Here is a 22,486-nt window from a genome sequence, read left to right as displayed (position 1 = left end):
ATCTAGAGGGGGACAAGTCGTGATTCCTTTGTGATTGGTGTGCGAGCATTCGGTGTTTGCGGCTAGTGTGGTCCATCCACCCGCGGAAGGCGGTGAGCTTTCCCCGATACGACCGCAGGGAGCCGTACCACTATGCAAGATCCGATCGAGCCGGATCGTCTTGAGATCCTGTCCGGGCCTGGCGACACCCGCCTCGCGGCCAGGAAGACGTCCTCGACCGGCGAACCCCCGAAGAAGAACAAGAAGACCGTCGTCATCGCCGCCTCGGCGCTCGTCGCCCTGCTCGCCGCGGGCGGTGCCGGTTACCTGCTGGCCGGCGGCCCCGGAGAGGCCGCGCAGCCGGGCGCCGGCCGTCCCGCGCCCTCGCAGAGCGTCGAGGGGAACGAGGACCTCGGGGGTGACGACACCACCACCGGCGACGCCACCACCGACGCCCCCGAGGGCGATCCGGCCGCGGACACCCCCGACGACGGCTCCATCGGTGACGCCGCGCCGGACGCGGGCACGGGCGGCGAGCCTGTCGGCGACACGGGTACGAACCCGGCCGGCGGCACGGCCAGGACCGGCGACGGCAAGACGCCCTCGACGGCGTCCCCCAGCAAGGCGCCGCAGTCGTCCGAGGGTGACAACCCCGCGGACGGCCCAGCCGGCGAGGTGGGCGGCCAGTGCGCCAAGAGCGGCTGCTGAGCGCTGACGAGCCGCCCACGACACGGGTCGCCTCCCGGGGAAGTGGCTTGGCGTTTATCGGTGCTACTGGACCTACGGCGGGAGCCGCCGCACTCCGTAGGGTCGCAGCATGACGACTGACAGAGCCGATCTCCTACGCGCACTGCACGTGCCAGGAAGCCCGGTGATCCTGCCCAATGTCTGGGACGCCGCCTCCGCCCGCGCCGTGCGGGAAGCCGGGTTCCCGGCCGTCGCCACCGGGAGCGCCGCCGTGGCGCACGTGCTGGGCTACGAGGACGGCGAGGGGACGCCGGTCGGCGAGATGATGGCGGCGATCGCCCGCATCGTCAGGGTCGTGGACGTGCCCGTCACCGCCGACATCGAGCGCGGTTACGGTCTCAAGCCGGCGGAGCTGGTCGAACGCCTGGCCGCCACCGGAGCCGTGGGCTGCAACATCGAGGACTCCACCGCCGGCGCGCTGGTGGACCCGGGCGAACAGGCCGACTTCCTGGCGGAGATGCGGGCCGCGGCGGGCCGAGGGCTGGTGATCAACGCGAGAGTCGACGTCTACCTCCGCGGCCGGCCCTTCCGCGAGGAGGCGGTGGAGCGCGGGCGGCGGTATCTGGAGGCCGGTGCCGACTGCGTCTACCCGATCGGGCTGGGGGACGAGGACGAGATCGGCGCGCTGGTGAGCGAGCTGGGCGGGCCCGTCAACATCCTGTCCAGGCCCGGGGTCCCGTCGTTCGGGCGGCTGGCCGAGCTGGGGGTGGCCAGGATCAGCTTCGGGGACGGGCTGCACCGGGCCGCTCACACCTACGCCGAGAGCCTGTTCGGGAAGGTCAGGCAAGGCCGCAGCCCGTACTGACCCGCAGGCCACGTACGCTTGCCCTCGTGCTTGTCGCCGCGGCCGTCTGCCCGCCCACCCCGCTCCTCGTGCTCCAGCTGGACGACCTCCGCGCGGCCTGCCACGCCGCGATCGCCGCGCTCCGTGAGGCCCGTCCCGACGTGCTGATGGTGGTGGGCGGGGCGGAGAGCACGAGTACGTACGGCGGCCAGGCGGCGGGCACCCTGCGCCCGTGGGGGATCGACGTCACGGTCGGCCAGGGCGAGCCCGTGCTCCCGCTCTCCTTGACCGTCGGCCGCCGGCTGCTCGGCGATCAGGCCCCAGGCGACTTCCGTTCCGTCGCGCTCGACGCGACAAGCGAGGAATGCCGGAAATTTGGTGAAAAAATAGGAGAAATCGCGGAAAGGGTGGCGCTGCTGGTCATGGCCGACGGCTCCGCCTGCCTCAGCCCGCGGGCGCCGGGCAAGTACGACGAGGCCGCGAAACCGTACAACGACCTGATCGCGCACGCCATCGCCCACGCCGACACCGGAGCCCTCGCCGCGCTCGACCCCGCGGAGGCCGACCGGCTGTGGGTGAGCGGGCGGGCCGCCCTCCAGGTGCTGGCCGGCGCGGCGGGCGGCCGTGAGTACGAGGGCCGCCTGCTGATGGAGACGGCCCCCTACGGTGTGGGCTACTTCGCCGGTCTGTGGACCTGACGCCGAGGCACGGGGATCTTCATCAGGTCGCGGGCGAGCACGACCTCCCCGTCGTAGTGCCGCCGTACCTCCGCCACGAAGGCGGGCTCGTCGGCGAACCCGTACCGCTCGGAGAAGTGGGTCAGCACCAGCCTGCGCGCTCCCGCGTCGGCCGCCACCAGACCCGCCTCGAAGGCCGTCAGATGCCCGTACTCCTTGGCCAGCGCGCTCTCCGACGACAGGAACGTGCACTCGATCACCAGCAGGTCCACCCCCGAGGCCAGCTCGAACACCGTGTCACAGAGCCGCGTGTCCATGACGAACGCCACGCTCTGCCCCGGCCTGGGCTCGCTGCACTGGTCGAGCGTGATCCCGCGTACGGAGCCGGTGCGCTGGAGCTCGCCGACCTCGGGGCCGCGGATGCCGTGGGCGGCCAGCCTGTCGGGCAGCATGCGGCGGCCGTGCGGCTCCTGGACGCGGTAACCGTACGACTCGACGGGATGGGACAGGCGCCGCGCGGTCAGCGAGCCGACGGAGGCCAGGTCGCCGGAGAGCGGGTGCTCGGAGATCACCGAGGTGTCGGCGAACGCGGCGGCGTGGCGGAGCCTGCGCCAGTACGTCTCGCCGGAGGCGGGGAAGAGCGCGCGCACCGGATGCCTGACCCTGTCGCGGGCGATGCGCTGCACGATCCCCGGCACCCCCAGGCAGTGGTCGCCGTGGAAGTGCGTCAGGCAGATCCAGTGGACGTCGTGCGCGCTCACGCCGGCGTGCAGCATCTGCCGCTGGGTGCCCTCTCCGGGGTCGAAAAGGTAGCCTTGTCCGTCCCAGCGCAGAAGGTAGCCGTTGTGGTTACGGTGTCGGGTAGGGACCGCGCTGGAGGTGCCCAGCACCACCAACTCACGTGAGGACATGATGACCACAGTCGCGTTCGCCGAGGTGCCGACGCCGGTCGGGCCGTTCGTGCTGGCCGTCACCGAGGTCGGTCTCGTCGCGTCGGGCTGGGGATCCCCTCCGCGGCTGTCCGACCGCCTCGGACTGGCTGAAGTCCATGATTCGGATCGTACGGCCTTCGCGGTCGCCGAGTTGAACGCTTATTTCGCGGGCGAGCTGAAGACCTTCGAGACGCCGGTGGACTGGCGGCTGATGTCCGGCTCGCGGCTGCGGGTGCTGCAGGCCCTGCACCAGGTCCCGTACGGCACCGCCGTCACCTACGGCGAGCTGGCCGCGCGCAGCGGCTCCAGCGTGCCCGCCCGAGGCATCGGCTCGATCATGGGATCCAACCCCATCCCGATCATCGTGCCCTGCCACCGGGTGATCGCGGGCAACGGACTCGGCGGGTTCAGCGGCGGCGAGGGCGTGGAGACCAAGCGCTGGCTGCTCACCCATGAGGGATATCTGCAACCGACACTCCTCGACCTCTAGCAAACTTGTCGGTGTGAGCCAGCAGCCAGTCATCGCCGTCGTAGGTCCCACCGCGGCAGGGAAGTCCGACCTCGCCGTGGACATCGCGCTGCGGCTGGGCGGCGAGTGCGTCAACGCCGACTCCATGCAGCTCTACCGGGGCATGGACATCGGCACGGCCAAGCTCACCCCGGCCGAGCAGCGCGGCGTCCCCCACCACCTGCTGGACATCTGGGACGTCACGGTCACGGCCAGCGTGGCCGAGTACCAGAAGCTGGCCAGGGCGGTCATCGACTCCGTCGAGGTGGCCGTGCTGGTCGGCGGCAGCGGCCTGTACGTGCGCGCGGCCATCGACGAGCTGGAGTTCCCCGGCACCGACCCCGAGATCAGGGCCAGGCTGGAGGGCGAGCTGGCCGAGCGCGGCCCCGCCCCGCTCTACGAGCGCCTGCGCGAGCAGGACCCGGCGGCCGCGGCGGCCATCCTGCCGAGCAACGGCCGCCGCATCGTCCGCGCGCTGGAGGTGATCGAGCACACCGGCCGCCCGTTCTCGGCCACCATGCCCGGCTACGACGCCGTCTACCCGAGCGTGCAGATCGGCCTCGACGTGCCCAGGCCGGAGCTGGACGAGCGCATCGCGGTCAGGGTCGAGCGCATGTGGCAGGCGGGGCTGGTCGACGAGGTGCGCGACCTGCTGGGGCAGGGCCTGGCCGAGGGCCGCACGGCGAGCCGCGCCCTGGGGTACGCCCAGGTCATCCGCTTCCTGGAGGGGGAGTGGAGCGAGGAGCAGGCGATCGAGGAGACCGTCAGGGCCACCAGGCGCTTCGCCCGCCGCCAGGAGTCGTGGTTCCGTCGCGATCCCAGGGTGCGCTGGCTGCCGTACGACGCCCCTGACCTGCTCGAGCGATCCCTCGCCCTGATCTCCGCACACCCTTTCGGATAAACTTGAAAGATGCGGTTTTTCAAGGGGCACGGCACCGAGAACGATTTCGTCATCCTTCCCGACCCTGGCGGAGAGGCGGGCGTGACAGCCGCGCTCGTCGCCAAGATCTGCGACAGAAGGGCGGGCATAGGGGCGGACGGCGTGCTCGTGGTGACGCGCACAAAGGAGAGCCATGAGGTGAGCGAGCACGCCGCCGTGGCCGAGTGGTTCATGGACTACCGCAACGCCGACGGCAGCATGGCCGAGATGTGCGGCAACGGCATGCGCGTGTTCGCCCGCTACCTGATCGACTCGGGGCTGGAGCAGTCCGGCGAGTTCGCGGTGGCCACCAGGGGCGGCGTGCGCAAGGTCCGCGCGGAGCCGAACGGCGACATCACCGTCGACATGGGCAAGCCCGTCGTGCTCGGCGAGAGCGTGGCGACGGTCGGCGGCCACGAATACCCGGGGCTGCACATCAGCATGGGCAACCCCCACCTCGCCTGCGCCATCGGCGACCCCGTCGTCCAGCTCGACCTCACCCACCAGCCCGGCTTCGACCCCGGCGTTTTCCCCAACGGGGTCAACATCGAGCTGTTCAACCCTGTCGGCACCAGCCGCGCGGTCATGCGCGTCTACGAGCGCGGCTGCGGCGAGACGCGCTCCTGCGGCACCGGCACGGTGGCCACGGCCGTCGCCGCCGCGGCCCTGTCCGGCGACACCACCGGCACCTGGACGATCGAGGTGCCCGGCGGCACGGTGACCGTCATCCTCGAAGAGGAGACGAGCTACCTTTCCGGACCCGCGGTCATCGTGGCCAGCGGCGAGCTGATGCTTGCAGAATGATGTTCTCCTGAGGGATGCTGGGTCCACTTCGCGAACTGAGGGGTGGACCATGGCGGACCCGCGCACCACGGCGGCCCAGGTCAAGGCGCCGATCGGCCGGCTCGGCGGCGGATTCATGATCTCCAGGGAGGCCAAGGCCGTCTGCGAGGAGTACGGGCTCGGCGCCCGCGAGCTCTACTTCAGAGGCCGCTGCGGCGTGCTCGGCGAGTGCGACGCCGACGTCGTCACCTCCGTCGCCGTGTTCTTCCCAACGGGGCACGTCGAGGAGAGCTGGAACGGCGGCCGCAAACTCGCCACCGAGCAGGCCGTCGAGCTGTACGCCGAGATCTGCAGGGACTGGGGCCGGCGCAAGCTCGGCGGCTACGACGGCTGCGCCAGGATCGCCGAGCTGCTCCAGCCGGTCGTCGAGCGGGCCTCCTCCGTCGGCGCCCCGCTGTTCGCCGGGTGGCGGGCCGTGCCGCTGCCCGACGATCCGCCCGCGCGGGCCGTGCAGCTCATGCACGTCGTACGCGAGCTGCGCGGCGGCCTGCACGCCAACGCGGTGATCGCGGCAGGGCTGCACCCGCTGGAGGCCACGCTCGCGGCCGGCCATGACGGGACCCCGTTCGGGGAGGCCACGGGGGAGATGGTGGCAAAGTTCTTCCAATGGCCGGAGCCGTACGCCACGCCCGGTCCGGACGTCGTCGCGCGGCGGGCGGCGGTGGAGGAGACGACCGACGACCTGATGGCGCCGGCGTTCTCCGTGCTCGACGACAGCGAAACGGACGAGCTGATCGGGCTTCTGCGTTTTGGGCACGCTCGTTGACCTGGCAGACTGACTGCCCATGGACGTGGACATCTGGGCCTGGGTCGGCGACACCCAGCAGCAGCTTTCCGAGGCGGGCAACGTTGGCCTCGCCATGGCGCTGGGAGACCTTCCCGCACAGGCCTATGAGGGCCGATACCCGCAGCTCGACGTCATGGCCCCGGCCATAGCGCAGCAGGCGGAGGCCCTCGAGCTGCCGTGGCTCGAGTTCTACGCCCGCTACTGGCACCTGATCGGCCGCATCGGTGACCGGGCGCAGGGCGCGGTCGCGGTGGACGACGCGCAGCAGCTCCTGGCGTTCGCCCAGCGCGAAGACGTCCGCGAGTGCCCGGCCGTCCCGGCGGCGGTCGAGGCGCTGGCCATCGCGTGGGCCAACACCGACGGCCCCGGCTACGCGAGCGAGCGCCTCGAGACGCTGGGCACGTGGATCGAGGGCCTGAGCCCGGAGAAGCCCGCCTTCACCGGGCTCGTCACGCAGTACGTCGCCGCGCTCATCGACGCGGGCCAGCCGGGCGAGGCCGTGAGCTACGCCGAGTCCGCCGTCGAGCGGCTGCGGGTCGCGGGACGCGAGGCCAGCTGGGAGCTCGGCGCCGAGAGCGCCCGCGCGCTGCTCGCCGCGGGCCGCGCCGAGGACGCGCTCAACGCGCTGCAGGCCGCGGCCGAGTTCAACGCCGACGACCCGGTGGCCAAGCCCCACCGCGACGGCGTGCGGCGGGCCCTGATCCTCGCCACGCTCGGCCGCACCACCGAGGCCGTGGACGCGCTGCCCGACCTCGACGTGGTGGGCGAGCACCCGCGCGTGTTCGTCGAGTGGTCGCAGGCCGTCGCCAAGCTGGCGAGCTCCGCCCAGATCGCCAACACCTGGCAGCTCGGCCGCGTGCTGCGCCAGTGGATGGACTACTTCGGCATGATGGGCGGCTACCGCGCCCGCGTCGAGCTCGCCCTGGTGGCGGGCGACCTGGCCGTCGCCAGGCAGGGCGTGTGGCAGGCCAGGCTCCTCGCCGACCTGGCCGAGTCCGGCGCCGCGGAGCTCCGCGAGAGCGAGGGCGTCGCCGAGCGGGTCGCCGCGCTGCGGGCCGCCGCCGAAGCCGCCACCGAGCCCGAGGCTCCCGGGCCGCTCAGCGAGATGGTCGGCCTCTTCGACGCGGCCGACGGCTTCAACGCCGACCCGGAGAAGTGGGTGGGCTGGCTGGCGCCGCTGTCCGGCGAGGACCTCGAGGCCACCCGCCGCCACACCACGACGCTCGGCTTCCTCGGCTTCCCCGCCACCGGCGCCGACATCTACTGGAAGCTGCTGGTCGACACCGGCGACATCGCCACCGCCGACCCCGACGACGTGGCCTACCTCACCACGCTGCTCGTCGAGGCCCGCCAGGACGAGCGGCTGGAGCAGATGGCCGCCATGCTGCCGCACGACGCGCAGCACCTCGCGCTGGCCCGGCTGCACAGCGCGCGCGAGCGCTGGCCGGAGGCCCTCGACGCGGCCGAGCACGCCGTCGCCGCCGGGGCCGGGCTCGACGCCCGCCGCCTGCTGTCCGGCGCCGCCCAGCAGGTCGACGAGAACGCCAGGGCCGCCCAGGTGCTGCTCGAGGTCCTCGACGAGCTCGGCGACGAGGACGTCTGGCGCATGATCGTCATGGCCACCTCGGCGGAGGACTGGGACACCGTACGCAAGGGCGCCGCCAAGATCGGCATGCCGATCAAGTCCAAGGAGGGCCCGATCGAGGAGGAGATGGGCCTCATCAGGCTCATCCTCCCCGCGCCGGACGGCGGCCAGCGCCAGGTCCTGTCGATCCGCACCGGCCCCGCCTCCGCCAGGCTGGCCCTGCCGCAGCCGCGCGGCATGGACTACAACGCCGGCGACCTGGTGGTCTTCGACCCGCAGCTGCTGGAGCCGGTGCCGGACGACCCCCAGGAGCAGCAGAACTTCGTGCCGCCGTTCGCCGCGGTGCGCATCCTGCGCCCCGGCGGCTACACCAGCTACTTCTTCGACGGCGCCGCGCCGAGCGAGGAGGACTGGGCGGAGTTCACCGAGGTCATGGCCGAGCGCGGCTGGCCGATGTGGGTCTACAGCGACGAAAACTACACCGTCACCCACCCGACCAGCGGCGAGTCGCTGCCCGGCGTCTTCGGCTGGGTCGCGGTGCCGCCGGACGTGTCGGCCTCCGAGGTGGACGCGCTGCTCGACGACGCCACCGAGCGGTGGGTGCACCCGCTGGCCTGGCTCGACCTGGCCCGCGAGATCGACGTCGAGGTCGAGCGGCACGAGCGGATCGTCAAGGAATACGGCCTCTGACGCGTGCCGCGCCGCGTGCCCGTGACGCGTGATGCCTCGCGTGACCGGCTGTGCGCCGCGCCGCGTGACGCGCCACGTGACCGCCCCGCGTCCTGTGGCCGGAGGGGTGTCGCCTGCGCGCGACGACCATCCCGGACACGGGACGCGTTCGTGGACGTGCGGCGTGGACACACAGCATGCAGTGTCCGCGCCGCGGCGTCCTTCAGCGGCGGCGGGGTGTGGTGCGGCTGGGACGGGCGCAGGTGTGGTGCGCGGCGCATGCATCAGACCCGGTCCGGTGGGAACGTCGGCCGTGAGTGACGTGGAAGGCGGGATGTGACGTGCTGGAGCGGTTCGGTCTCGGCGGCAAGGTGGCCATCGTCACCGGCGCGTCCGCGGGGCTGGGGGTCGCCTTCGCCCGCGGCCTGGCCGAGGCGGGCGCCGACGTCGTGATCGGCGCCAGGCGCGCCGACCGGCTCGAGGAGACGCAGCGGCTGGTCGAGGAGACCGGCCGCCGGTGCCTGGCCGTGCAGACCGACGTGTCGCGGCCCGAAGACTGCGAGGCGCTGGTGGCCGCCGCGGTCGAGTCCATGGGCGCGGTCGACGTGCTGATCAACAACGCCGGCATCGGCACCGCCGTGCCCGCGCTGCGCGAGACGCCCGAGGAGTTCCGGCAGGTCATCGACGTCAACCTGCTCGGCACGTACTGGATGGCCCAGGCGTGCGCGCGGGTGATGCGCCCCGGCTCGTCGATCGTGAACATCGGCAGCGTGCTCGGCGAGACCACGCTCGGGCTGCCGCAGGCCGCCTACAGCGCGTCCAAGGCGGCGATCATCGGGCTCACGCGGGACCTCGCGCAGCAGTGGACCGGGCGGCGCGGCATCAGGGTCAACTGCCTGGAGCCGGGGTTCTTCCCCTCGGAGATGAGCGAGCAGTTCAAAGCCGGCTTCGTGGAGCAGATCGTGGAGTCCAGGACCGTGATGAAGCGGCCGGGTGACGCCACCGAGCTGGTCGCCGCGGCGATCTTCCTGGCGAGCGACGCGGCCTCGTACATCACCGGGGTGACGCTGCCGGTGGACGGCGGGGTGCTGCTCACCTAGCGCGGGTCAGGACTCCTGGCGTGCCGTGGGCTGGGAGGCGACGCAGACGATCCTGAGCTCGATGTCTTCGCCCTTGTCCGGCTCGAACTCCACCTTGGCCTCGCGAGCCGGGCCCGGCTCGACGGTGTCCACCGAGTAGTTCTGGGCCGGGCTCCACGAGCGCAGCGTCGCCAGGCCGCCCTCGCAGGAGGCGATCACCGTGCCGCCGAGGCTGCGGATCAGCTTGCCCTGCGATGTGGTCGACGGTGCGGCGGTGGCCGGGCTGCTCGGCGGAGACATGGTGCGCTGCGTGGCGGTGTTCAGGGCCGCACGGACCTCCGCCTGGCTGAGGACGCGGCCGGAGTCGCCGGTGAGGCCGGTGCCGAGGAGGGCGAGCACGCCCACGGCCGCGCCGGTGGCGGCGACGGCGGTGGCGGCCCAGGCCAGCACGAGTCTCTTCATCGCCTTCACCTTCCCCCATGTGCGGCTAAGGCCAGGTTAAGGCGACGCTAAGGGTGCCCAAGGCATGCTCATCAAGCGTCTACGTTCTTGTATATGGCTGACATCCTGCTCATCGAGGACGACGTGGCGATCCGTACGGCGCTCAGCCGCGGGCTGCGGGAGCTCGGGCATGCCGTGGCCTCGTCACCGGCGGCGCTGGACGGGCTCCGGCTGGCCGTGCAGGACCGTCCTGACCTGATCGTGCTGGATCTGGGGCTGCCGGACCTCGACGGGGTGGAGCTGCTGCGGATGTTGCGGGCCGTCAGCCGGGTGCCGGTCATCGTGGCGACCGCCCGCGACGGGGACGCGGAGATGGTGCCGGTGCTGGACGCGGGGGCGGACGACTACGTGGTCAAGCCGTACAGCGCGGCGCAGCTCGACGCGCGCATCCGGGCCGTGCTGCGGCGGGCCGGTGGATCGGTCCCCGAGCCGCTGGCCGTGGGGGCGCTGCGGGTGGACCCGAGGGCGCGTACCGCCACGCTCGACGGGGCCGAGCTGGATCTGACGCCGCGTGAGTTCGACGTGCTGCACTATCTCGTTGCGCGGCCCGGTGAAGTGGTGACCAAGCGGGAGCTGCTCACGGAGGTGTGGCAGCTGCCGTACGGGGGCGCGGACAAGACCGTGGACGTGCACCTGTCATGGCTGCGCAGGAAGCTCGGTGAGACGGCCGCGGAGCCGCGCTATCTGCACACGGTGCGGGGCGTCGGCGTCAAGCTGGTCGCGCCGTCATGAGGCGGTGGCTGGCGCTGCTGGTGGCGGCGACGACGTCCCTGGTCCTGATCGCCCTGCTGGTGCCGATGGCGCTGCTCATCCGGGCCGTGGCCGAGAACGGCGCGATGAGCAGGGCGACCGCTGCCGCCGAGTCCGTGGCGCTGGCGGTGGGCACGCCTGATCTGGCCCTGGCCGTGGAGCAGGTGTCACGGCCCGTGACGGTGTTCCTGCCGGACGGGCGCACGGTGGGCGCCCCCGCGCCCCGCACCGACGCGGTACGACTGGCCGCCACAGGACGCAGCGTCACCGCCGTGGCCTCCGGCGGCAGGGAAGTGCTCGCCTCCACGCAGTCGCCCGGTGGCACGGCCGTGATCAGGGTGTTCGTGCCGGACGCGGAGCTGACGAAGGGCGTGCGTGAGGCGTGGCTGGCGCTGCTCGTGCTCGGGCTCGCCCTGGTGGTCCTGGGGATCGTCCTGGCGGACCGGCTGGCGCTGGCCGTGACCAGGCCGGTGGACGGGCTCGCGCGTGTCTCGCACCGGCTGGCCGGGGGCGATCTGACGGCTCGGGCGGAGCCGGGAGGGCCGCCGGAGGTGCGTTCCGTGGCCCTCGCGCTCAACCACCTGGCGGGGCGGATGGACGAGCTGCTGCTGGCCGAGCGTGAGTCGGTGGCAGACCTGTCGCACCGGCTGCGCACCCCTCTGACGGGCCTCAGGCTGGACGCCGAGTCGCTGCGGGACCCGGAGGAGGCGGCACGCGTACAGGCCCGTGTGGACGCCCTGGAGCGCGCGGTGAACGCCGTCATCACGGAGGCGCGACGCCGCTCGGCCGGGCGCGACTCGTGCGACGCGGCGACGGTCGTGCGGGAACGGGTGCGGTTCTGGTCGGTGCTGGCCGAGGACCAGTGCCGCGAGATGTCGGTCTCGCTGCCGGACGCGCCGCTGCCGGTCGCGGTGGGCGCCGACGAGCTCGCGGCGTGCGTGGACGCCCTGCTCGGCAACGTCTTCGCGCACACCCCTGAAGGGGCGGCCATGTCGGTACGGCTTGCGACCCGTCCGTCGGGCGGAGCCGTGCTGGCGGTCGAGGACTCGGGACCCGGCTTCGACCCCGCGCTGCTGGAACGGGGCACCAGCGGCGGCGGCTCGACCGGCCTCGGCCTGGACATCGCCCGCCGTACCGCCGAAGCCTCGGGCGGCGCGCTGACCGTCTCCACGCCCGCGGAGGGCGGCGCGCGGGTGGAGGTGGTGTTAACTGCCCCTTAGCGCGCGGTTACCCGGCGCCGCGATTTCGTGAAGTCATGCAGATCACGAAGAAGTTCATCGTTGCGGGGGCCGGGATCGTCGCGCTGGTCGCGGGCGGGGGCGCCGCCTTCGCCGCCACTGCCGCCTCCACGCCCACTCCCGCCGCCACGCCCAGCGCCGCCCCCACGGACGCCGCCCCTACGGACGCCGCGCCGAAGGTCACCGCGGAGCAGGCCATCCAGATCGCGCACGACGCGGTGCCCGGCGCCTGGATCAGCGAGGTCGACTACGACCGCGAAGGCACGCGGCCCGGCGTGTGGGAGATCCAGCTGGCGAAGGACGCGCAGCGGCACGAGGTGGACGTGGACGCGGCCACCGGCAAGGTCACCAAGCACGAGACCGGCCAGGACGACCACGGCGGGCGGGACGACGACGGCGGGCGGGACGACGACGGCGGGCGGGACGACGACGGCGGGCGGGACGACGACCAGGGCCAGGACGGCCAGGGTCACGACGACCAGGGTCACGATGACCAGAGCCACGACGACGACTGATCGCGTCGCCGTCCCTCGCCGACCGGCCCACCGCAGGCAGCGGTGGGCCGTCGCCGTGTTCAGGCCTCGCCGGCGCCGCGGTAGGCGAACCACGGCATGAAGTGCTGGGTGATCGGACCGACCGCGAGTGCGTACAGCACGGTGCCGGCGCCCACGCTTCCCCCGAGCAACCAGCCCGCGGCGAGCACGGTGATCTCGATCAGGGTGCGGACGCGCCGGATGGAGTGGCCGGTTCTGGCGGCCGTGCCGGTCATCAGCCCGTCCCGGGGGCCGGGGCCACAGCGCGCGCCGACGTAGACGGCGATGGACAGTCCGTTGAGGAGGACGCCTGCGGCCAGCAGGCCGGCCCGCGCCGGGAGCCCGAGGTGCTGGGGGATGAGCCAGAGGCCGAGATCCGACGAGCACGCCAGGACGATGATGTTGGCGACGGTGCCGAAGGTCGGCCGCTGCCTGAGGGGAATCCACAGGAGGAGCACGAGAACCCCTACGACGGCGCTGATCATGCCGAAACTCAGGGGCGTGTGGCGCTCCAGCCCCTCGTACAGCACGCTCCAGGGGGTGACCCCCAGAGCAGCCCGGACCATCGCGGAAAGGCTCAATCCGTACAGCGCGAGGCCGATGAACAACTGGAGAAGGCGTCTCAGCGGACGCTCACCCAGGGGAACGTAGGTGATCGTCTTCTCCATGCCTGTCGCCTCCAGCGTGCTCGTGCGTCAATGCCACTGGCGCGAGTCTGTACATTGATTGGCTGCAACAGCATGGCCAATCTGGGGAGAGTGGCATGGTCGCCTCGGTTCCGTTCCGGCCGGTGGACAGGGTGGGCCGCGCCGAGCGGACGCTCGGGGGACGCCAACTCGCCGCGATGCTGCCCGACCTGGCGGGCACGAGACCCGCCTACCGCCACCTGGCCCAGGCGGTGAGCGCGCTGATCCTGGACGGGCGGATCGCGTTGCACGTCAGACTCCCCGCCGAGCGCGAACTGGCCGCCGCGCTCAACACCAGCAGGCCCACTGTCACCGCCGCCTATGACCTGCTGCGCGAGAGCGGCTACGCGCAGAGCCGCCAGGGCTCCGGCACCTGGACGGCCCTGCCCGAAGGGGCCACCCCGCGCGGCGTCACCCGGGCACTCACGCCCCCGGACACCGCGATCGACCTGGCCAGGGCCGCCCCCGGGCTACCGGAGCGGACGCTCGGCGACGCGCTGCGCCAGATCGCCCCTCAACTGGCGCAGTACACGCACACTCCCGGCTACCACCCCTACGGCCTTCCGGAGCTGCGCGCCGCCGTCGCCGAGCGATTCACCCGGCGGGGACTGGCCACCGTGCCCGAACAGATCCTGGTGACCGCCGGCGCCCAGCACGCCCTCACCCTGGTCCTGGGGCTTCTGGCCCAGCGCGGCGACCGCGTCATGGTCGAGAACCCGTCCTACCCGAACGCGCTGGAGGCCATGCGCCGCGCCCGGCTGCGCACCGTGTCCGTCCCGGTGACCGAGAGCGGCTGGGACATCGAGATCATCGAGTCCACCCTCCGCCAGACGGTGCCCCAGCTGGCCTACCTGATCCCCGACTTCCACAACCCGACGGGGCTTCTCATGCCCGCCCAAGAGCGCGCCCGCGTCCTGCGCGCCGCCCAGCGCTCGGGCACCTGGCTGGTCATCGACGAGACGCTGGCGGAGCTCGCCCTCGACGTCCCCGCCCCGCCGCCCTTCGCCTCGCACGCCGCGCCCGGTGCGAACGGCCAGGTCATCACCGTCGGCTCGATGAGCAAGACCCACTGGGGCGGCCTGCGCATCGGCTGGCTGCGCGCCTCCTCGCGGCTGGTGACCGAACTCGCCGGTCAGCGGATCGTCACCGACCTGGGTGGCTCGGTCGTGGACCAGCTCCTCGCCATCGCCCTCCTGGATCGGGCCGCGGACCTGCTGCCACCCCGCCTGGAACAGCTGCGCGAGCAGCGTGCGGCCCTGGCCGACGCCCTGGCCGAGCACATCCCGCAGTGGACCTGGCAGCCGCCCCTCGGCGGCGTCTCCCTATGGGTCGACCTGGGCGAGCCGGTCGCCTCGACACTGGCCGAGCGCGCACTGGACTACGGCGTACGCGTCGAGGGCGGCGCCTACTTCGCCACCGATCCGGGCCTGTTCGAGCAGCGTCTCCGCATGCCCTACACCATGCCCTCCGACACGCTGCGCGAGGCGGTGCGCCGCATCGCCGCCGCGCTCGCCGACGGCCTCCCGGCGCCGTCCGCCACCAGGCGACCGCACTGGATCGCCTGACCGAGATCAACAGTCCTTGAGCACGGTCTCCATGGCGTCCTTCTCCGCCGAGGTCACCCAGACGTCGTACTTCGCCTTCACGTCGATCTGACGGGCGATGTAGGTGCACCGGTACGCCTTGCGCGGCGGCAGCCAGGTGGCCGCGTCGGAGTCGCTCTTCTGGCCGTTCAGCGGGCCGTCCACGGCCATGAGGTTCAGCGGGTCGTTGGCGAACTGCTTGCGCTTGTCCGCCGACCACTGCTGCGCGCCCTTCTGCCAGGCGTCCGACAGCGGCACCAGGTGGTCGATCTGCACGTCCGTGCTGGTGTCCTGGCCGCGCTTGAAGTTGATCGTCTTGCCGCTGTACGGGTCGTGCAGCGTGCCGCTCAGCACGATGCAGTCGTGCGTGCCGGACTTGAACTTCTCGTCCACCAGGTCGCGCTTGAGTATGTCGTTACGGGTGTCGCAGCCGTTGTGGTCCACGTCCGACCAGGCGGGGCCGAACTTGTCGCGGTCGAACCCCGTCTTCGGCGCGCGCCCCTTGACCGACAGCTTGGCCAGTTTCTTGCGGGCGTCCGAGACGGAGGCCGAGTCCGCCTTGGAGTCCTTCTCGGAGGTGGACCGCGCATCCAGGCCGCCGCAGCCCGCCAGCACCGCCACCGTGGCCACACCGGCCATGAACGCCTGAACCCGCCGCCGCACGCCGTCTCCCAGACTTGTTCCGAAGTTTCGTAAAGTCTAGGTCAAGTGCCCATAAACGGCCCTACAACGCATCCAGGGCGTCCAGCAGCCACTCTGCCAGGTATCTGGTGAACGATGATCTGACGTAGACGCGGTAGACGTCGGGTTCCCGCCGCTCGAGGATGACCGACGTCCTGCCCAGGAGGGTCTGGGCGTGGCCGGGAAGGGCGTCGAGGTCTATGGGGCAGCCGGTGATCAGGACCTCGGTCGCGTCCGGCCCGGACAGCTCGAGGATCGTGCGCTGGCCCGACACGTCCACCCAGCCGGGCCGTGGCGTGACGTCTCCGGACACGAGCCACCAGGACGGGCCGAGGCGCAGGCCCGTGCCAGGGTCCGCGCCCCGCACCTCCCACATGGGCTCGTACGGGATCTCGCGCAGCCGTACGGACGGGGTGCCCGCCGCCTCGAAGCGGCCGGCGAAGGCGGCGGCGGGGCTCTCCGAGCGGCACTCGCCCCGGTACGGGTCCGGCCGGCCGGTCAGCGGGTCGCCGTCGCGGCGGGCGTTGCCGGGGTCGTAGAAGACGGGCTCGACGACGGTCACGCCGTGCGCGACCTCCCCGGCCACCGCCGTGAGCCGATCGCCGGCCTCGACGTTCCCCGCCATGGCCAGGCCGAACGTACGGCCAAGCGCGGCACTGGCGTAGCTGGAGGTCACGTGGCCGACCATGCCGGAGCCGGGTTCCCTGACCAGCTGGGCGCCCTCCTCCACGACGGCCGCCGGGTCGTCGGGCAGCAGGCCGATCAGGCGCTTGCGGCCCTGCCTGGCGGTGTCCGGGCGGGAGTGGGAGCGTCTGCCCACGGAGTCCGGCTTGCGGGTGGAGACGATCCACGCCATGCCCAGGTCCTGAGGGGTGACGGTCCCGTCGGTCTCCTGGCCGACGATCGCGAACCCCTTCTCGGCCCGCAGCACGTGCATGGTCTCCGTCCCGTACGGCACCGCCCCGAGCTCCAGCACCGCCTCCCACAGCGCCCTGCCGTACCGCCAGGGCACGTTGACCTCGTACGCCAGCTCGCCGGAGAAGCTGATCCTGAACACCCGCCCCTCGACGCCCAGCACGGGGGTGCCCGCGTACCGCATGAACGCCAGGTCCAGCGCCCCCGGCGCGACGACCGCGATGATCTCCCGGGCGCGCGGCCCCACGACCGCGACCGTCGCCCAGTGGTCGGTAACCGACGTGAACGACACGTCCAGCTCCGGCCACTCCGTCTGCCGCCACTCCTCCAGCCAGTCGAGCACCGCGGCGGCGTTGCCCGTGGTCGTGGTCGTCAGGAAGTGCTCCTCGCCCAGCCTGGTCGTGGTGCCGTCGTCGAACACCATCCCGTCCGCCGTGCACATCAGCCCGTACCGGCAGGCGCCGACGGCGAGCGTGGAGTACATGTTCGTGTAGATCCGGTCGAGGAACGCCCCCGCGTCCGCGCCCCGGACGTCGATCTTGCCGAGGGTGGAGGCGTCCATGGCGGCCACGGCGGTGCGGGCCGCGTGGCACTCGCGCCGCACGGCGGCCTCCATGGACTCGCCGTCCTGGGGGAAGTACCGGGGACGTTTCCACTGGCCGACGTCCTCGAACACCGCTCCCCGGGCGACGTGCGCGTCGTGCATGGCGGTGGTCCTGACGGGGTCGGACAGCGCGCCGCGGTCGCGGCCCGCCAGGGTGGCGAAGGACACCGGCGTGTACGGGGGACGGAACGTGGTGGTGCCCACCTGGCCCGGCCCGGCGCCGAGGAGCGCGGACATGACCCCCACGACCACCGCGCCCGAGGTCTTGCCCTGCTCGGCGCCGGTGCCCGCGGTGGTGTAGCGCTTGACGTGCTCCACCGAGCGCATCCCGGTCCCGGCGGCCCGGGCGAGGTCGGCCACGGTCACGTCCCGCTGCAGGTCCACGAAGGACTCCTCCGGCGCGGTCCCCTCGACCCACCACAGGGCTGCGGGCGGCCGCGAGGGGATCTCGTCGCACTCGGGCACCCGCAGCCCTGCCTCCGTCCACAGGCTCTGGTGCCCGGCGGCCTCCGCACCGGCCGCGTAGCCGTCGGCGACGGCCTCCCGGATGCCGTAGACGCCCCTGCACGCCCCGGCCGAGCGCTCCGCCTGCACGGACGCGCCCGGCACGAACGCCTGCAGGCCCTCGTCGAACCGCACCCGCCCCTGCGACTGGCTGAACAGATGCACGGCCGGGTTCCAGCCACCCGCCACGGCCAGCAGGTCGGCCGGGAAGTGCCGTTCCCCCACCCACACGCCGTCCAGCACGCCGTCCGCGTCGCCGGTCGTGCCGGTCACCACCTGACCGGCGAGCGCGCCGGACACCAGAGCCTGGGGACGGGGATCGACGACCGCGAGGACCTCCACCCCGGCCGCCGCCAGATCCCGCGCCGCCTCGTAGCCGGAGTCCGCGCAGGCGAACACCACCGCCCGCCGCCCGGCCGCCACCCCGTACCGGTTGGCGTAGGCGCGGGCCGCCGAGGCCAGCATCACGCCGGGCCGGTCGTTGCCAGGGAAGGCGAGCGAGCGCTCGTGCGCCCCCGTGGCCAGCACCACCCTGCGTGCCCTGATGTGCCACAGCCGCTCGCCGCGCGCCCGCCGCTCCACCGCCACCACGTAGTTGTGGTCGTAGTAGCCGACGGCGGTCGTCCTGGTGAGCACCCGGGCGGGCAGCGACAGCCCGGCCACCCACTCCAGGGCGGGAGCGCCGTCGAGCAGCAGGCGGCTGTTCAGCAGGTCGCCGCCCAGCGCCGGCTGGTCGTCCACGAGGATCACGCGCGCCCCCGAGCGTCCCGCCGCCACCGTGGCGGCCAGGCCGGCGGGGCCGCCGCCGACCACCAGCACGTCGCAGTGCAGGTACCCCTTGTCGCAGCGCCGGTCGTCCACCGCGTCGAGGTTTACGCGTCCCTTGCCGCGCAGGCTCCACGCCTCCAGCCCGTCGTACAGCTCCACGGTGGTGGCCGCGAGCATGGGGTCGGCGCCCACGCGAACCAGCGCGTTCGGCTCCTCGGGACCGGCGGTGAAGACCCCGCGCGGCCGTCCCAGCTCCACGCTGCGGCCGACCACCCGCACCCCGTTGCGCAGCAGCGCGGCGGCCAGCGTGTCACCCGGCTCGCCCCGCAGCGGGCGGCCGTCGAAGGTGAACCTCATTTCACCTGCCTGATCTCGTGGGTGACCGTGTGCCGCTCGACGTCGAACCAGGTCCGGCACCCGTGCACGTGGAACCAGCGCTCGCGGAACCAGCCCTTGGGGTTGTCGCGCATGAACACGTACGCGGCCCACTCCTCGTCCGCCACGTCCGGCGCGGGGCAGGCGATCCCGGCCTGGCCGCCGTAGCGGAACTCGGTCTCGTCGCGGGGCCCGCAGTGGGGGCAGTCGATCAGCAGCATCAGTGCGCCACCGCCGCCGCGCCGTGCTCGTCGATGAGCGCTCCCGTGACGAACCTGTCCAGCCCGAACGGCTCCGCCAGCGGGTGCGGCCGGCCCTCGGCGATCGTGTGGGCGTACACCCAGCCGGAGCCCGGGGTCGCCTTGAAGCCGCCCGTGCCCCAGCCCGCGTTGATGTAGAGACCGTCGACAGGCGTCGGCCCGATGATGGGCGACGCGTCGGGCGAGACGTCCACGATCCCGGCCCAGGTGCGCAGCACGCGCACGCGGCTGAAGATCGGGAACAGCTCCAGCGCCGCCGCCATCTGCGCCTCGATGACGTGTACGCCGCCGCGCTGCCCGTAGGAGTTGTACGCGTCGATGCCCGCCCCCATGACCAGCTCGCCCTTGTGGGCCTGGCTGACGTACACGTGGACGGCGTTGGACATGACCACGCAGTCGAGCACCGGCTCCAGCAGCTCCGACACCAGCGCCTGGAGCGGGTGCGACTGCAGCGGCAGCCGGATCCCGGCCTGTTCGGCGAGGACCGACGTGTGCCCGGCCGCCGCGAGCGCGACCTTCCCGGCCGCGATGCGCCCGCGCGAGGTCTCGACGGCCGTCACCCGGTTGCCCGCGATCTCGAAGCCGGTGACCTCGCACCCCTGGATCAGGTCGATCCCGTACGCGTCCGCCCTGCGGGCCAGCGCCCACGCCACGTGGTCGTGCTTGGCGATGCCGCCGCGACGCTGCAGGGTGGCACCCAGGACCGGGTAGCGGGCCCGGTCGGAGACGTTGATGATCGGGCAGAACTTCCTGACCTCGTCGGGGCCGAGCCATTCGGCGTCCACGCCGTTGAGCCGGTTCGCGTTCACCCGGCGCCTGCCCTCGCGCACGTCGCCCAGGTTGTGCGCCAGGTTGAGCACGCCGCGCTGGCTGAACTGCAGGTCGTAGTCGAGCTCCGCGCTCAGCCCCTCCCAGAGCTTCAGCGAGTGCTCGTAGATCGCGGCGCTCTCGTCCCACAGGTAGTTGGAGCGGATGATCGTGGTGTTGCGCGCCATGTTGCCGCCTGCGAGCCAGCCCCGCTCCAGGACGGCGACGTTCGTGAGGCCGTGGTTCCTGGCCAGGTAGTAGGCGGTGGCCAGCCCGTGCCCGCCGCCGCCCACGATGACCACGTCGTAGGACGGCCTGGGGTCGGGGTTGCGCCAGAGGAAGTCGGGGTGGGTCAACGCCTGATCTTCTCCATCCCGGGGTCGAACAGCGGCTCTGCGGCGACTTCCGCGGGGACGCGGCGGCCGAAGTAGGAAATTTCGACATGTGTCCCGGGCTCGGCGAGCTCGCTCGGGAGCCAGGTGTACGCGATGGGCCGCTCGATCGTGTGCCCGTACGCGGCGCTCGTGACGTACCCGACCGTGCGCCCCGCGTGCCGTACCGGCTCCTTGCCCATGACCACCTCGGCGCTGAGCAGCGGCACCAGCCTGCGCGTGACCTCGCCTGACAGGGCGTCGCGGCCGATGAAGTCCTTGTCCGCCCTGACCGCGAAGCCCAGCCCGGCCTCGTACGGGTTGTGCTCGGTCGTCATGTCCACGCCCCAGAGCCGGTACCCCTTCTCCAGCCGGAGGCTGTTGAACGCGGCCCGGCCGCCCGCGACGGCCATGCCACGCGACCAGAGCGTGTCCCAGAGCTTGAGCCCCATGTCGGCCGTGGTGTAGAGCTCCCAGCCCAGCTCGCCCACGTACGAGACCCGCATCGCCAGCACCGGCACATGCCCGACATACCCGCTCTTGCAGCCGAAGTAGCGGAAACCCTCGTGCGACAGGTCCATGTCGGTGAGCGGCTGCACCAGCTCCCTGGCCCGCGGCCCCCACACGCCCACGCAGCAGGTGCCCGGCGTCAGGTCGCGCACCCGCACCCCGCCGGGCGCGTGCCTGGTCAGCCAGTCGAGGTCGAGGTTGCCGTTCGCGCCGACCTGGAACAGGTCCTCCTCCAGCCGCGCCACCGTGAGGTCGGAGCGGATGCCGCCCTTGGCGTCGAGCAGCAGCGTGTACGTGACCGAGCCCGGCTTCCTGTCCACGTTGTTCGTGGTCATGCGCTGCAGGAACGCCGCCGCGCCCGGGCCGCGCACCTCGATCCGCTTGAGCGGGGTCATGTCGTAGAGCGCCACCCGCTCCCTGGTCGCGTACGACTCGGCGGCGGCGATCGGCGACCAGTAGCGGGCGGCCCATGCGTCGCGCGGGCCGGTCTCGGCCGCCGCATCCAGCAGCGGCGCGTTCGACTCGAACCATTGGGGCCGCTCCCACCCCGCCGACTCCAGGAAGAAGGCGCCCAGCTCCCGCTGTCTCGGGTGGAACGGGCTGGTACGCAGGGGCCGCGGCGACTCCATCGGCTGGAGCGGGTGGATGATGTCGTAGACCTCGACGAAGTTCTGCCTGCCGCGCTCCTCGACGAAGGCGGGCGAGAGCTGCGCCTGCTCGAACCGGCCGAGCTCGCACTCATGCAGATCGACCGCCGACCGCCCGTCCACCAGCACCTCGGCCAGCGCCCTGGCGACCCCGGCCGAGTGCGTCACCCAGACGGCCTCCGCCAGCCAGAACCCGTCGAGGTGCGGTGACTCGCCGATCAGCGGGAACCCGTCGGGCGTGAAGGAGAAGATCCCGTTGATGCCGTCCTCGTACGTGGACGCGGCGAGCGCGGGCATCAGCTCGACCGCGTCCCGCCAGGCCGGGTCGAAGTCCTCCTCGGTGAACGCCTGCACCGACGGCATGGCGGTGGCTCCGGTGCCGATCTCGTCCTGGGCCACCGGCATGGGGCGGTGCGCGTACGAGCCGATGCCGATGCGGTCGTCGTACTGGCGGAAGTAGAGGTCACGGTCCTGGTGGCGGAGGATGGGACCGGGTCTGCCCAGGGCGAGGGGGCCTGACCTGGCGTACTGGTGGGCCAGCGGCAGCAGGGGCACGGTCAGCCCGGCCATCCTCCCGACCGAAGGCCCCCAGAAGCCCGCGGCGCACACGACCACGTCGGCGGGGATCGTCCGGCGCTCGCCCGAGGCCGCGACCGTGACGCCGGTGACCCGTCCGCCCTTCTGCTCGATGCCCACCACCGTGTGCCGCGCCAGGAACCGCGCCCCGCGCTCCGTGGCCCGCGCCGCCTGCGCCGCGCCGCACGCGACCGCCGCGGCCAGCCCGTCGCCGGGCACGTGGTAGCCGCCGAGCACCTTCGCCTTGTCCAGCAGCGGCCAGAGCTCGGCGCACTGCCCGGCGTCGATCAGGTGGCCCTCGAGGCCCCACGACTCGGCCCAGCCGAGCTTGCGGTGCAGGTCGGTCCAGCGTTCGGGGGTGGTGGCCACCTCCAGCCCGCCGACCTGCCGGAAGCACGACTCCCCGAGCGCGCCGTACTTGCGCACGGTGTAGGCGGCGAACTCGGTCATCGTCTTCGACGGGTTCGTCTGGAAGACCAGGCCGGGGGCGTGCGAGCTGGACCCGCCCGCGGCGAAGAGCGGACCCCGGTCGACCACCGTGACGTCGGTCCACCCCCGTTCGGTGAGCTCGTCGGCGAGGGCGCAGCCCACGATCCCCGCTCCCACGATCACCAGACGGGGCCGACTCATGACGCCTCCGGTTGTTCCATAATGCGCAACAGGCACCG

At 72.5% G+C, this 22,486-nt stretch carries 21 protein-coding genes; 13 read left to right on the top strand and 8 right to left on the bottom strand.

Translation table 11 applies throughout. The features are described from left to right. Positions 1-132 precede the first annotated feature (132 nt). The 3 genes from AB0H84_RS23280 to AB0H84_RS23270 all read left to right on the top strand — a co-directional run bounded on the left by AB0H84_RS23280 (position 133) and on the right by AB0H84_RS23270 (position 2,208). A complete protein-coding gene (locus AB0H84_RS23280) occupies positions 133-687 on the top strand; it encodes a hypothetical protein (RefSeq protein ID WP_357607632.1) in 555 nt (184 codons plus the stop codon). A 109-nt stretch (positions 688-796) separates the two neighbouring features. Then, the gene (locus AB0H84_RS23275; RefSeq protein ID WP_357607630.1) at positions 797-1,531 is read left to right on the top strand and encodes an isocitrate lyase/phosphoenolpyruvate mutase family protein; all 735 of its coding nucleotides are present in this window, start codon (positions 797-799) and stop codon (positions 1,529-1,531) included. 26 nt (positions 1,532-1,557) lie between these two features. Next, positions 1,558-2,208, top strand: coding sequence for a hypothetical protein (locus tag AB0H84_RS23270; protein ID WP_357607627.1), 651 nt, complete (start codon positions 1,558-1,560; stop codon positions 2,206-2,208). Here the strand turns inward: AB0H84_RS23270 and AB0H84_RS23265 are convergent. Beyond that, positions 2,184-3,098 (bottom strand): ribonuclease Z, encoded by a 915-nt coding sequence (locus tag AB0H84_RS23265; RefSeq protein ID WP_357607624.1) that lies wholly within the window; start codon positions 3,096-3,098, stop codon positions 2,184-2,186. The genes AB0H84_RS23270 and AB0H84_RS23265 overlap by 25 nt on opposite strands. Between AB0H84_RS23265 and AB0H84_RS23260 the strand changes: the two genes are divergently transcribed. The 6 genes from AB0H84_RS23260 to AB0H84_RS23235 all read left to right on the top strand — a co-directional run bounded on the left by AB0H84_RS23260 (position 3,097) and on the right by AB0H84_RS23235 (position 9,530). Beyond that, a complete protein-coding gene (locus tag AB0H84_RS23260) occupies positions 3,097-3,609 on the top strand; it encodes a methylated-DNA--[protein]-cysteine S-methyltransferase (RefSeq protein WP_357607621.1) in 513 nt (170 codons plus the stop codon). The two genes, AB0H84_RS23265 and AB0H84_RS23260, sit on opposite strands and share 2 nt — an antisense overlap. A gap of 13 nt (positions 3,610-3,622) precedes the next feature. Next, a complete protein-coding gene (gene miaA / locus AB0H84_RS23255; RefSeq protein ID WP_357607618.1) occupies positions 3,623-4,528 on the top strand; it encodes a tRNA (adenosine(37)-N6)-dimethylallyltransferase MiaA in 906 nt (301 codons plus the stop codon). A 9-nt stretch (positions 4,529-4,537) separates the two neighbouring features. After that, positions 4,538-5,350, top strand: coding sequence for a diaminopimelate epimerase (gene dapF, locus AB0H84_RS23250; protein WP_357607615.1), 813 nt, complete (start codon positions 4,538-4,540; stop codon positions 5,348-5,350). Between the two features lie 49 nt (positions 5,351-5,399). Beyond that, the gene (locus AB0H84_RS23245; RefSeq protein WP_357607612.1) at positions 5,400-6,155 is read left to right on the top strand and encodes a hypothetical protein; all 756 of its coding nucleotides are present in this window, start codon (positions 5,400-5,402) and stop codon (positions 6,153-6,155) included. 19 nt (positions 6,156-6,174) lie between these two features. Continuing rightward, complete coding sequence (locus tag AB0H84_RS23240; protein ID WP_357607610.1) at positions 6,175-8,451, top strand: tetratricopeptide repeat protein; 2,277 nt, start codon at positions 6,175-6,177, stop codon at positions 8,449-8,451. Between the two features lie 320 nt (positions 8,452-8,771). Then, positions 8,772-9,530: an SDR family oxidoreductase gene (locus tag AB0H84_RS23235; RefSeq protein WP_357607607.1), complete on the top strand. Its 759-nt coding sequence runs from the start codon at positions 8,772-8,774 to the stop codon at positions 9,528-9,530. 6 nt (positions 9,531-9,536) lie between these two features. Here AB0H84_RS23235 and AB0H84_RS23230 read toward each other — a convergent pair whose 3' ends face one another. Further along, positions 9,537-9,971 carry a hypothetical protein gene (locus AB0H84_RS23230; protein WP_357607604.1) on the bottom strand — a complete coding sequence of 145 codons (435 nt, stop codon included), beginning with the start codon at positions 9,969-9,971 and terminating at the stop codon, positions 9,537-9,539. Positions 9,972-10,064: 93 nt separating this feature from the next. Between AB0H84_RS23230 and AB0H84_RS23225 the strand changes: the two genes are divergently transcribed. From AB0H84_RS23225 to AB0H84_RS23215, 3 genes are read left to right on the top strand one after another with little or no spacing between them, the layout of a single operon-like run. Then, the gene (locus AB0H84_RS23225; RefSeq protein WP_357607601.1) at positions 10,065-10,742 is read left to right on the top strand and encodes a response regulator transcription factor; all 678 of its coding nucleotides are present in this window, start codon (positions 10,065-10,067) and stop codon (positions 10,740-10,742) included. Further along, on the top strand, positions 10,739-11,980 hold the full coding sequence (locus tag AB0H84_RS23220; protein ID WP_357607598.1) for a HAMP domain-containing sensor histidine kinase: 1,242 nt from the start codon (positions 10,739-10,741) through the stop codon (positions 11,978-11,980). Before AB0H84_RS23225 ends, AB0H84_RS23220 begins: the two co-directional genes overlap by 4 nt. Positions 11,981-12,015: 35 nt before the next feature. Next, on the top strand, positions 12,016-12,513 hold the full coding sequence (locus AB0H84_RS23215; RefSeq protein ID WP_357607595.1) for a PepSY domain-containing protein: 498 nt from the start codon (positions 12,016-12,018) through the stop codon (positions 12,511-12,513). A 59-nt stretch (positions 12,514-12,572) separates the two neighbouring features. Here the strand turns inward: AB0H84_RS23215 and AB0H84_RS23210 are convergent, their stop codons facing one another. Beyond that, the gene (locus AB0H84_RS23210; RefSeq protein ID WP_357607592.1) at positions 12,573-13,199 is read right to left on the bottom strand and encodes a hypothetical protein; all 627 of its coding nucleotides are present in this window, start codon (positions 13,197-13,199) and stop codon (positions 12,573-12,575) included. A gap of 95 nt (positions 13,200-13,294) precedes the next feature. Here AB0H84_RS23210 and AB0H84_RS23205 point away from each other — a divergent pair, with 95 nt between their 5' ends. Next, a complete protein-coding gene (locus AB0H84_RS23205) occupies positions 13,295-14,782 on the top strand; it encodes a PLP-dependent aminotransferase family protein (protein ID WP_357607589.1) in 1,488 nt (495 codons plus the stop codon). A 6-nt stretch (positions 14,783-14,788) separates the two neighbouring features. Here AB0H84_RS23205 and AB0H84_RS23200 read toward each other — a convergent pair whose 3' ends face one another. From AB0H84_RS23200 to AB0H84_RS23180, 5 genes are all read right to left on the bottom strand, one after another. Then, positions 14,789-15,463, bottom strand: coding sequence for an HNH endonuclease family protein (locus tag AB0H84_RS23200; protein ID WP_357607586.1), 675 nt, complete (start codon positions 15,461-15,463; stop codon positions 14,789-14,791). 61 nt (positions 15,464-15,524) lie between these two features. Continuing rightward, on the bottom strand, positions 15,525-18,629 hold the full coding sequence (locus tag AB0H84_RS23195) for a 2Fe-2S iron-sulfur cluster-binding protein (RefSeq protein ID WP_357607583.1): 3,105 nt from the start codon (positions 18,627-18,629) through the stop codon (positions 15,525-15,527). Beyond that, entirely contained in the window at positions 18,626-18,868 is a 243-nt protein-coding gene (locus tag AB0H84_RS23190; RefSeq protein ID WP_357607580.1) for a sarcosine oxidase subunit delta, read from the bottom strand. The genes AB0H84_RS23195 and AB0H84_RS23190 overlap by 4 nt, the downstream gene beginning before the upstream one ends. Continuing rightward, complete coding sequence (locus AB0H84_RS23185) at positions 18,868-20,070, bottom strand: sarcosine oxidase subunit beta family protein (RefSeq protein ID WP_357607577.1); 1,203 nt, start codon at positions 20,068-20,070, stop codon at positions 18,868-18,870. The genes AB0H84_RS23190 and AB0H84_RS23185 overlap by 1 nt, the downstream gene beginning before the upstream one ends. Beyond that, on the bottom strand, positions 20,067-22,448 hold the full coding sequence (locus AB0H84_RS23180) for an FAD-dependent oxidoreductase (protein ID WP_357607574.1): 2,382 nt from the start codon (positions 22,446-22,448) through the stop codon (positions 20,067-20,069). Before AB0H84_RS23180 ends, AB0H84_RS23185 begins: the two co-directional genes overlap by 4 nt. Between the last annotated feature and the right edge of the window lie 38 nt (positions 22,449-22,486).

This window comes from Nonomuraea sp. NPDC050786 (assembly GCF_040654115.1).
Classification (GTDB): Bacteria; Actinomycetota; Actinomycetes; order Streptosporangiales; family Streptosporangiaceae; genus Nonomuraea.
This window is presented reverse-complemented; position numbering and strand designations above follow the sequence as displayed.

Coding starts and splice junctions, on each gene's coding strand:
- AB0H84_RS23205 (WP_357607589.1), top strand. CDS start 13,295: ATGGTCGCCTCGGTTCCGTTCCGGCCGGTGGACAGGGTGGGCCGCGCC.
- AB0H84_RS23260 (WP_357607621.1), top strand. CDS start 3,097: ATGATGACCACAGTCGCGTTCGCCGAGGTGCCGACGCCGGTCGGGCCG.
- dapF (WP_357607615.1), top strand. CDS start 4,538: ATGCGGTTTTTCAAGGGGCACGGCACCGAGAACGATTTCGTCATCCTT.
- AB0H84_RS23215 (WP_357607595.1), top strand. CDS start 12,016: ATGCAGATCACGAAGAAGTTCATCGTTGCGGGGGCCGGGATCGTCGCG.
- AB0H84_RS23230 (WP_357607604.1), bottom strand. CDS start 9,971: ATGAAGAGACTCGTGCTGGCCTGGGCCGCCACCGCCGTCGCCGCCACC.
- AB0H84_RS23220 (WP_357607598.1), top strand. CDS start 10,739: ATGAGGCGGTGGCTGGCGCTGCTGGTGGCGGCGACGACGTCCCTGGTC.
- AB0H84_RS23240 (WP_357607610.1), top strand. CDS start 6,175: ATGGACGTGGACATCTGGGCCTGGGTCGGCGACACCCAGCAGCAGCTT.
- AB0H84_RS23280 (WP_357607632.1), top strand. CDS start 133: ATGCAAGATCCGATCGAGCCGGATCGTCTTGAGATCCTGTCCGGGCCT.
- AB0H84_RS23225 (WP_357607601.1), top strand. CDS start 10,065: ATGGCTGACATCCTGCTCATCGAGGACGACGTGGCGATCCGTACGGCG.
- AB0H84_RS23265 (WP_357607624.1), bottom strand. CDS start 3,098: ATGTCCTCACGTGAGTTGGTGGTGCTGGGCACCTCCAGCGCGGTCCCT.
- AB0H84_RS23210 (WP_357607592.1), bottom strand. CDS start 13,199: ATGGAGAAGACGATCACCTACGTTCCCCTGGGTGAGCGTCCGCTGAGA.
- AB0H84_RS23190 (WP_357607580.1), bottom strand. CDS start 18,868: ATGCTGCTGATCGACTGCCCCCACTGCGGGCCCCGCGACGAGACCGAG.
- AB0H84_RS23195 (WP_357607583.1), bottom strand. CDS start 18,629: ATGAGGTTCACCTTCGACGGCCGCCCGCTGCGGGGCGAGCCGGGTGAC.
- AB0H84_RS23275 (WP_357607630.1), top strand. CDS start 797: ATGACGACTGACAGAGCCGATCTCCTACGCGCACTGCACGTGCCAGGA.
- AB0H84_RS23245 (WP_357607612.1), top strand. CDS start 5,400: ATGGCGGACCCGCGCACCACGGCGGCCCAGGTCAAGGCGCCGATCGGC.
- AB0H84_RS23180 (WP_357607574.1), bottom strand. CDS start 22,448: ATGAGTCGGCCCCGTCTGGTGATCGTGGGAGCGGGGATCGTGGGCTGC.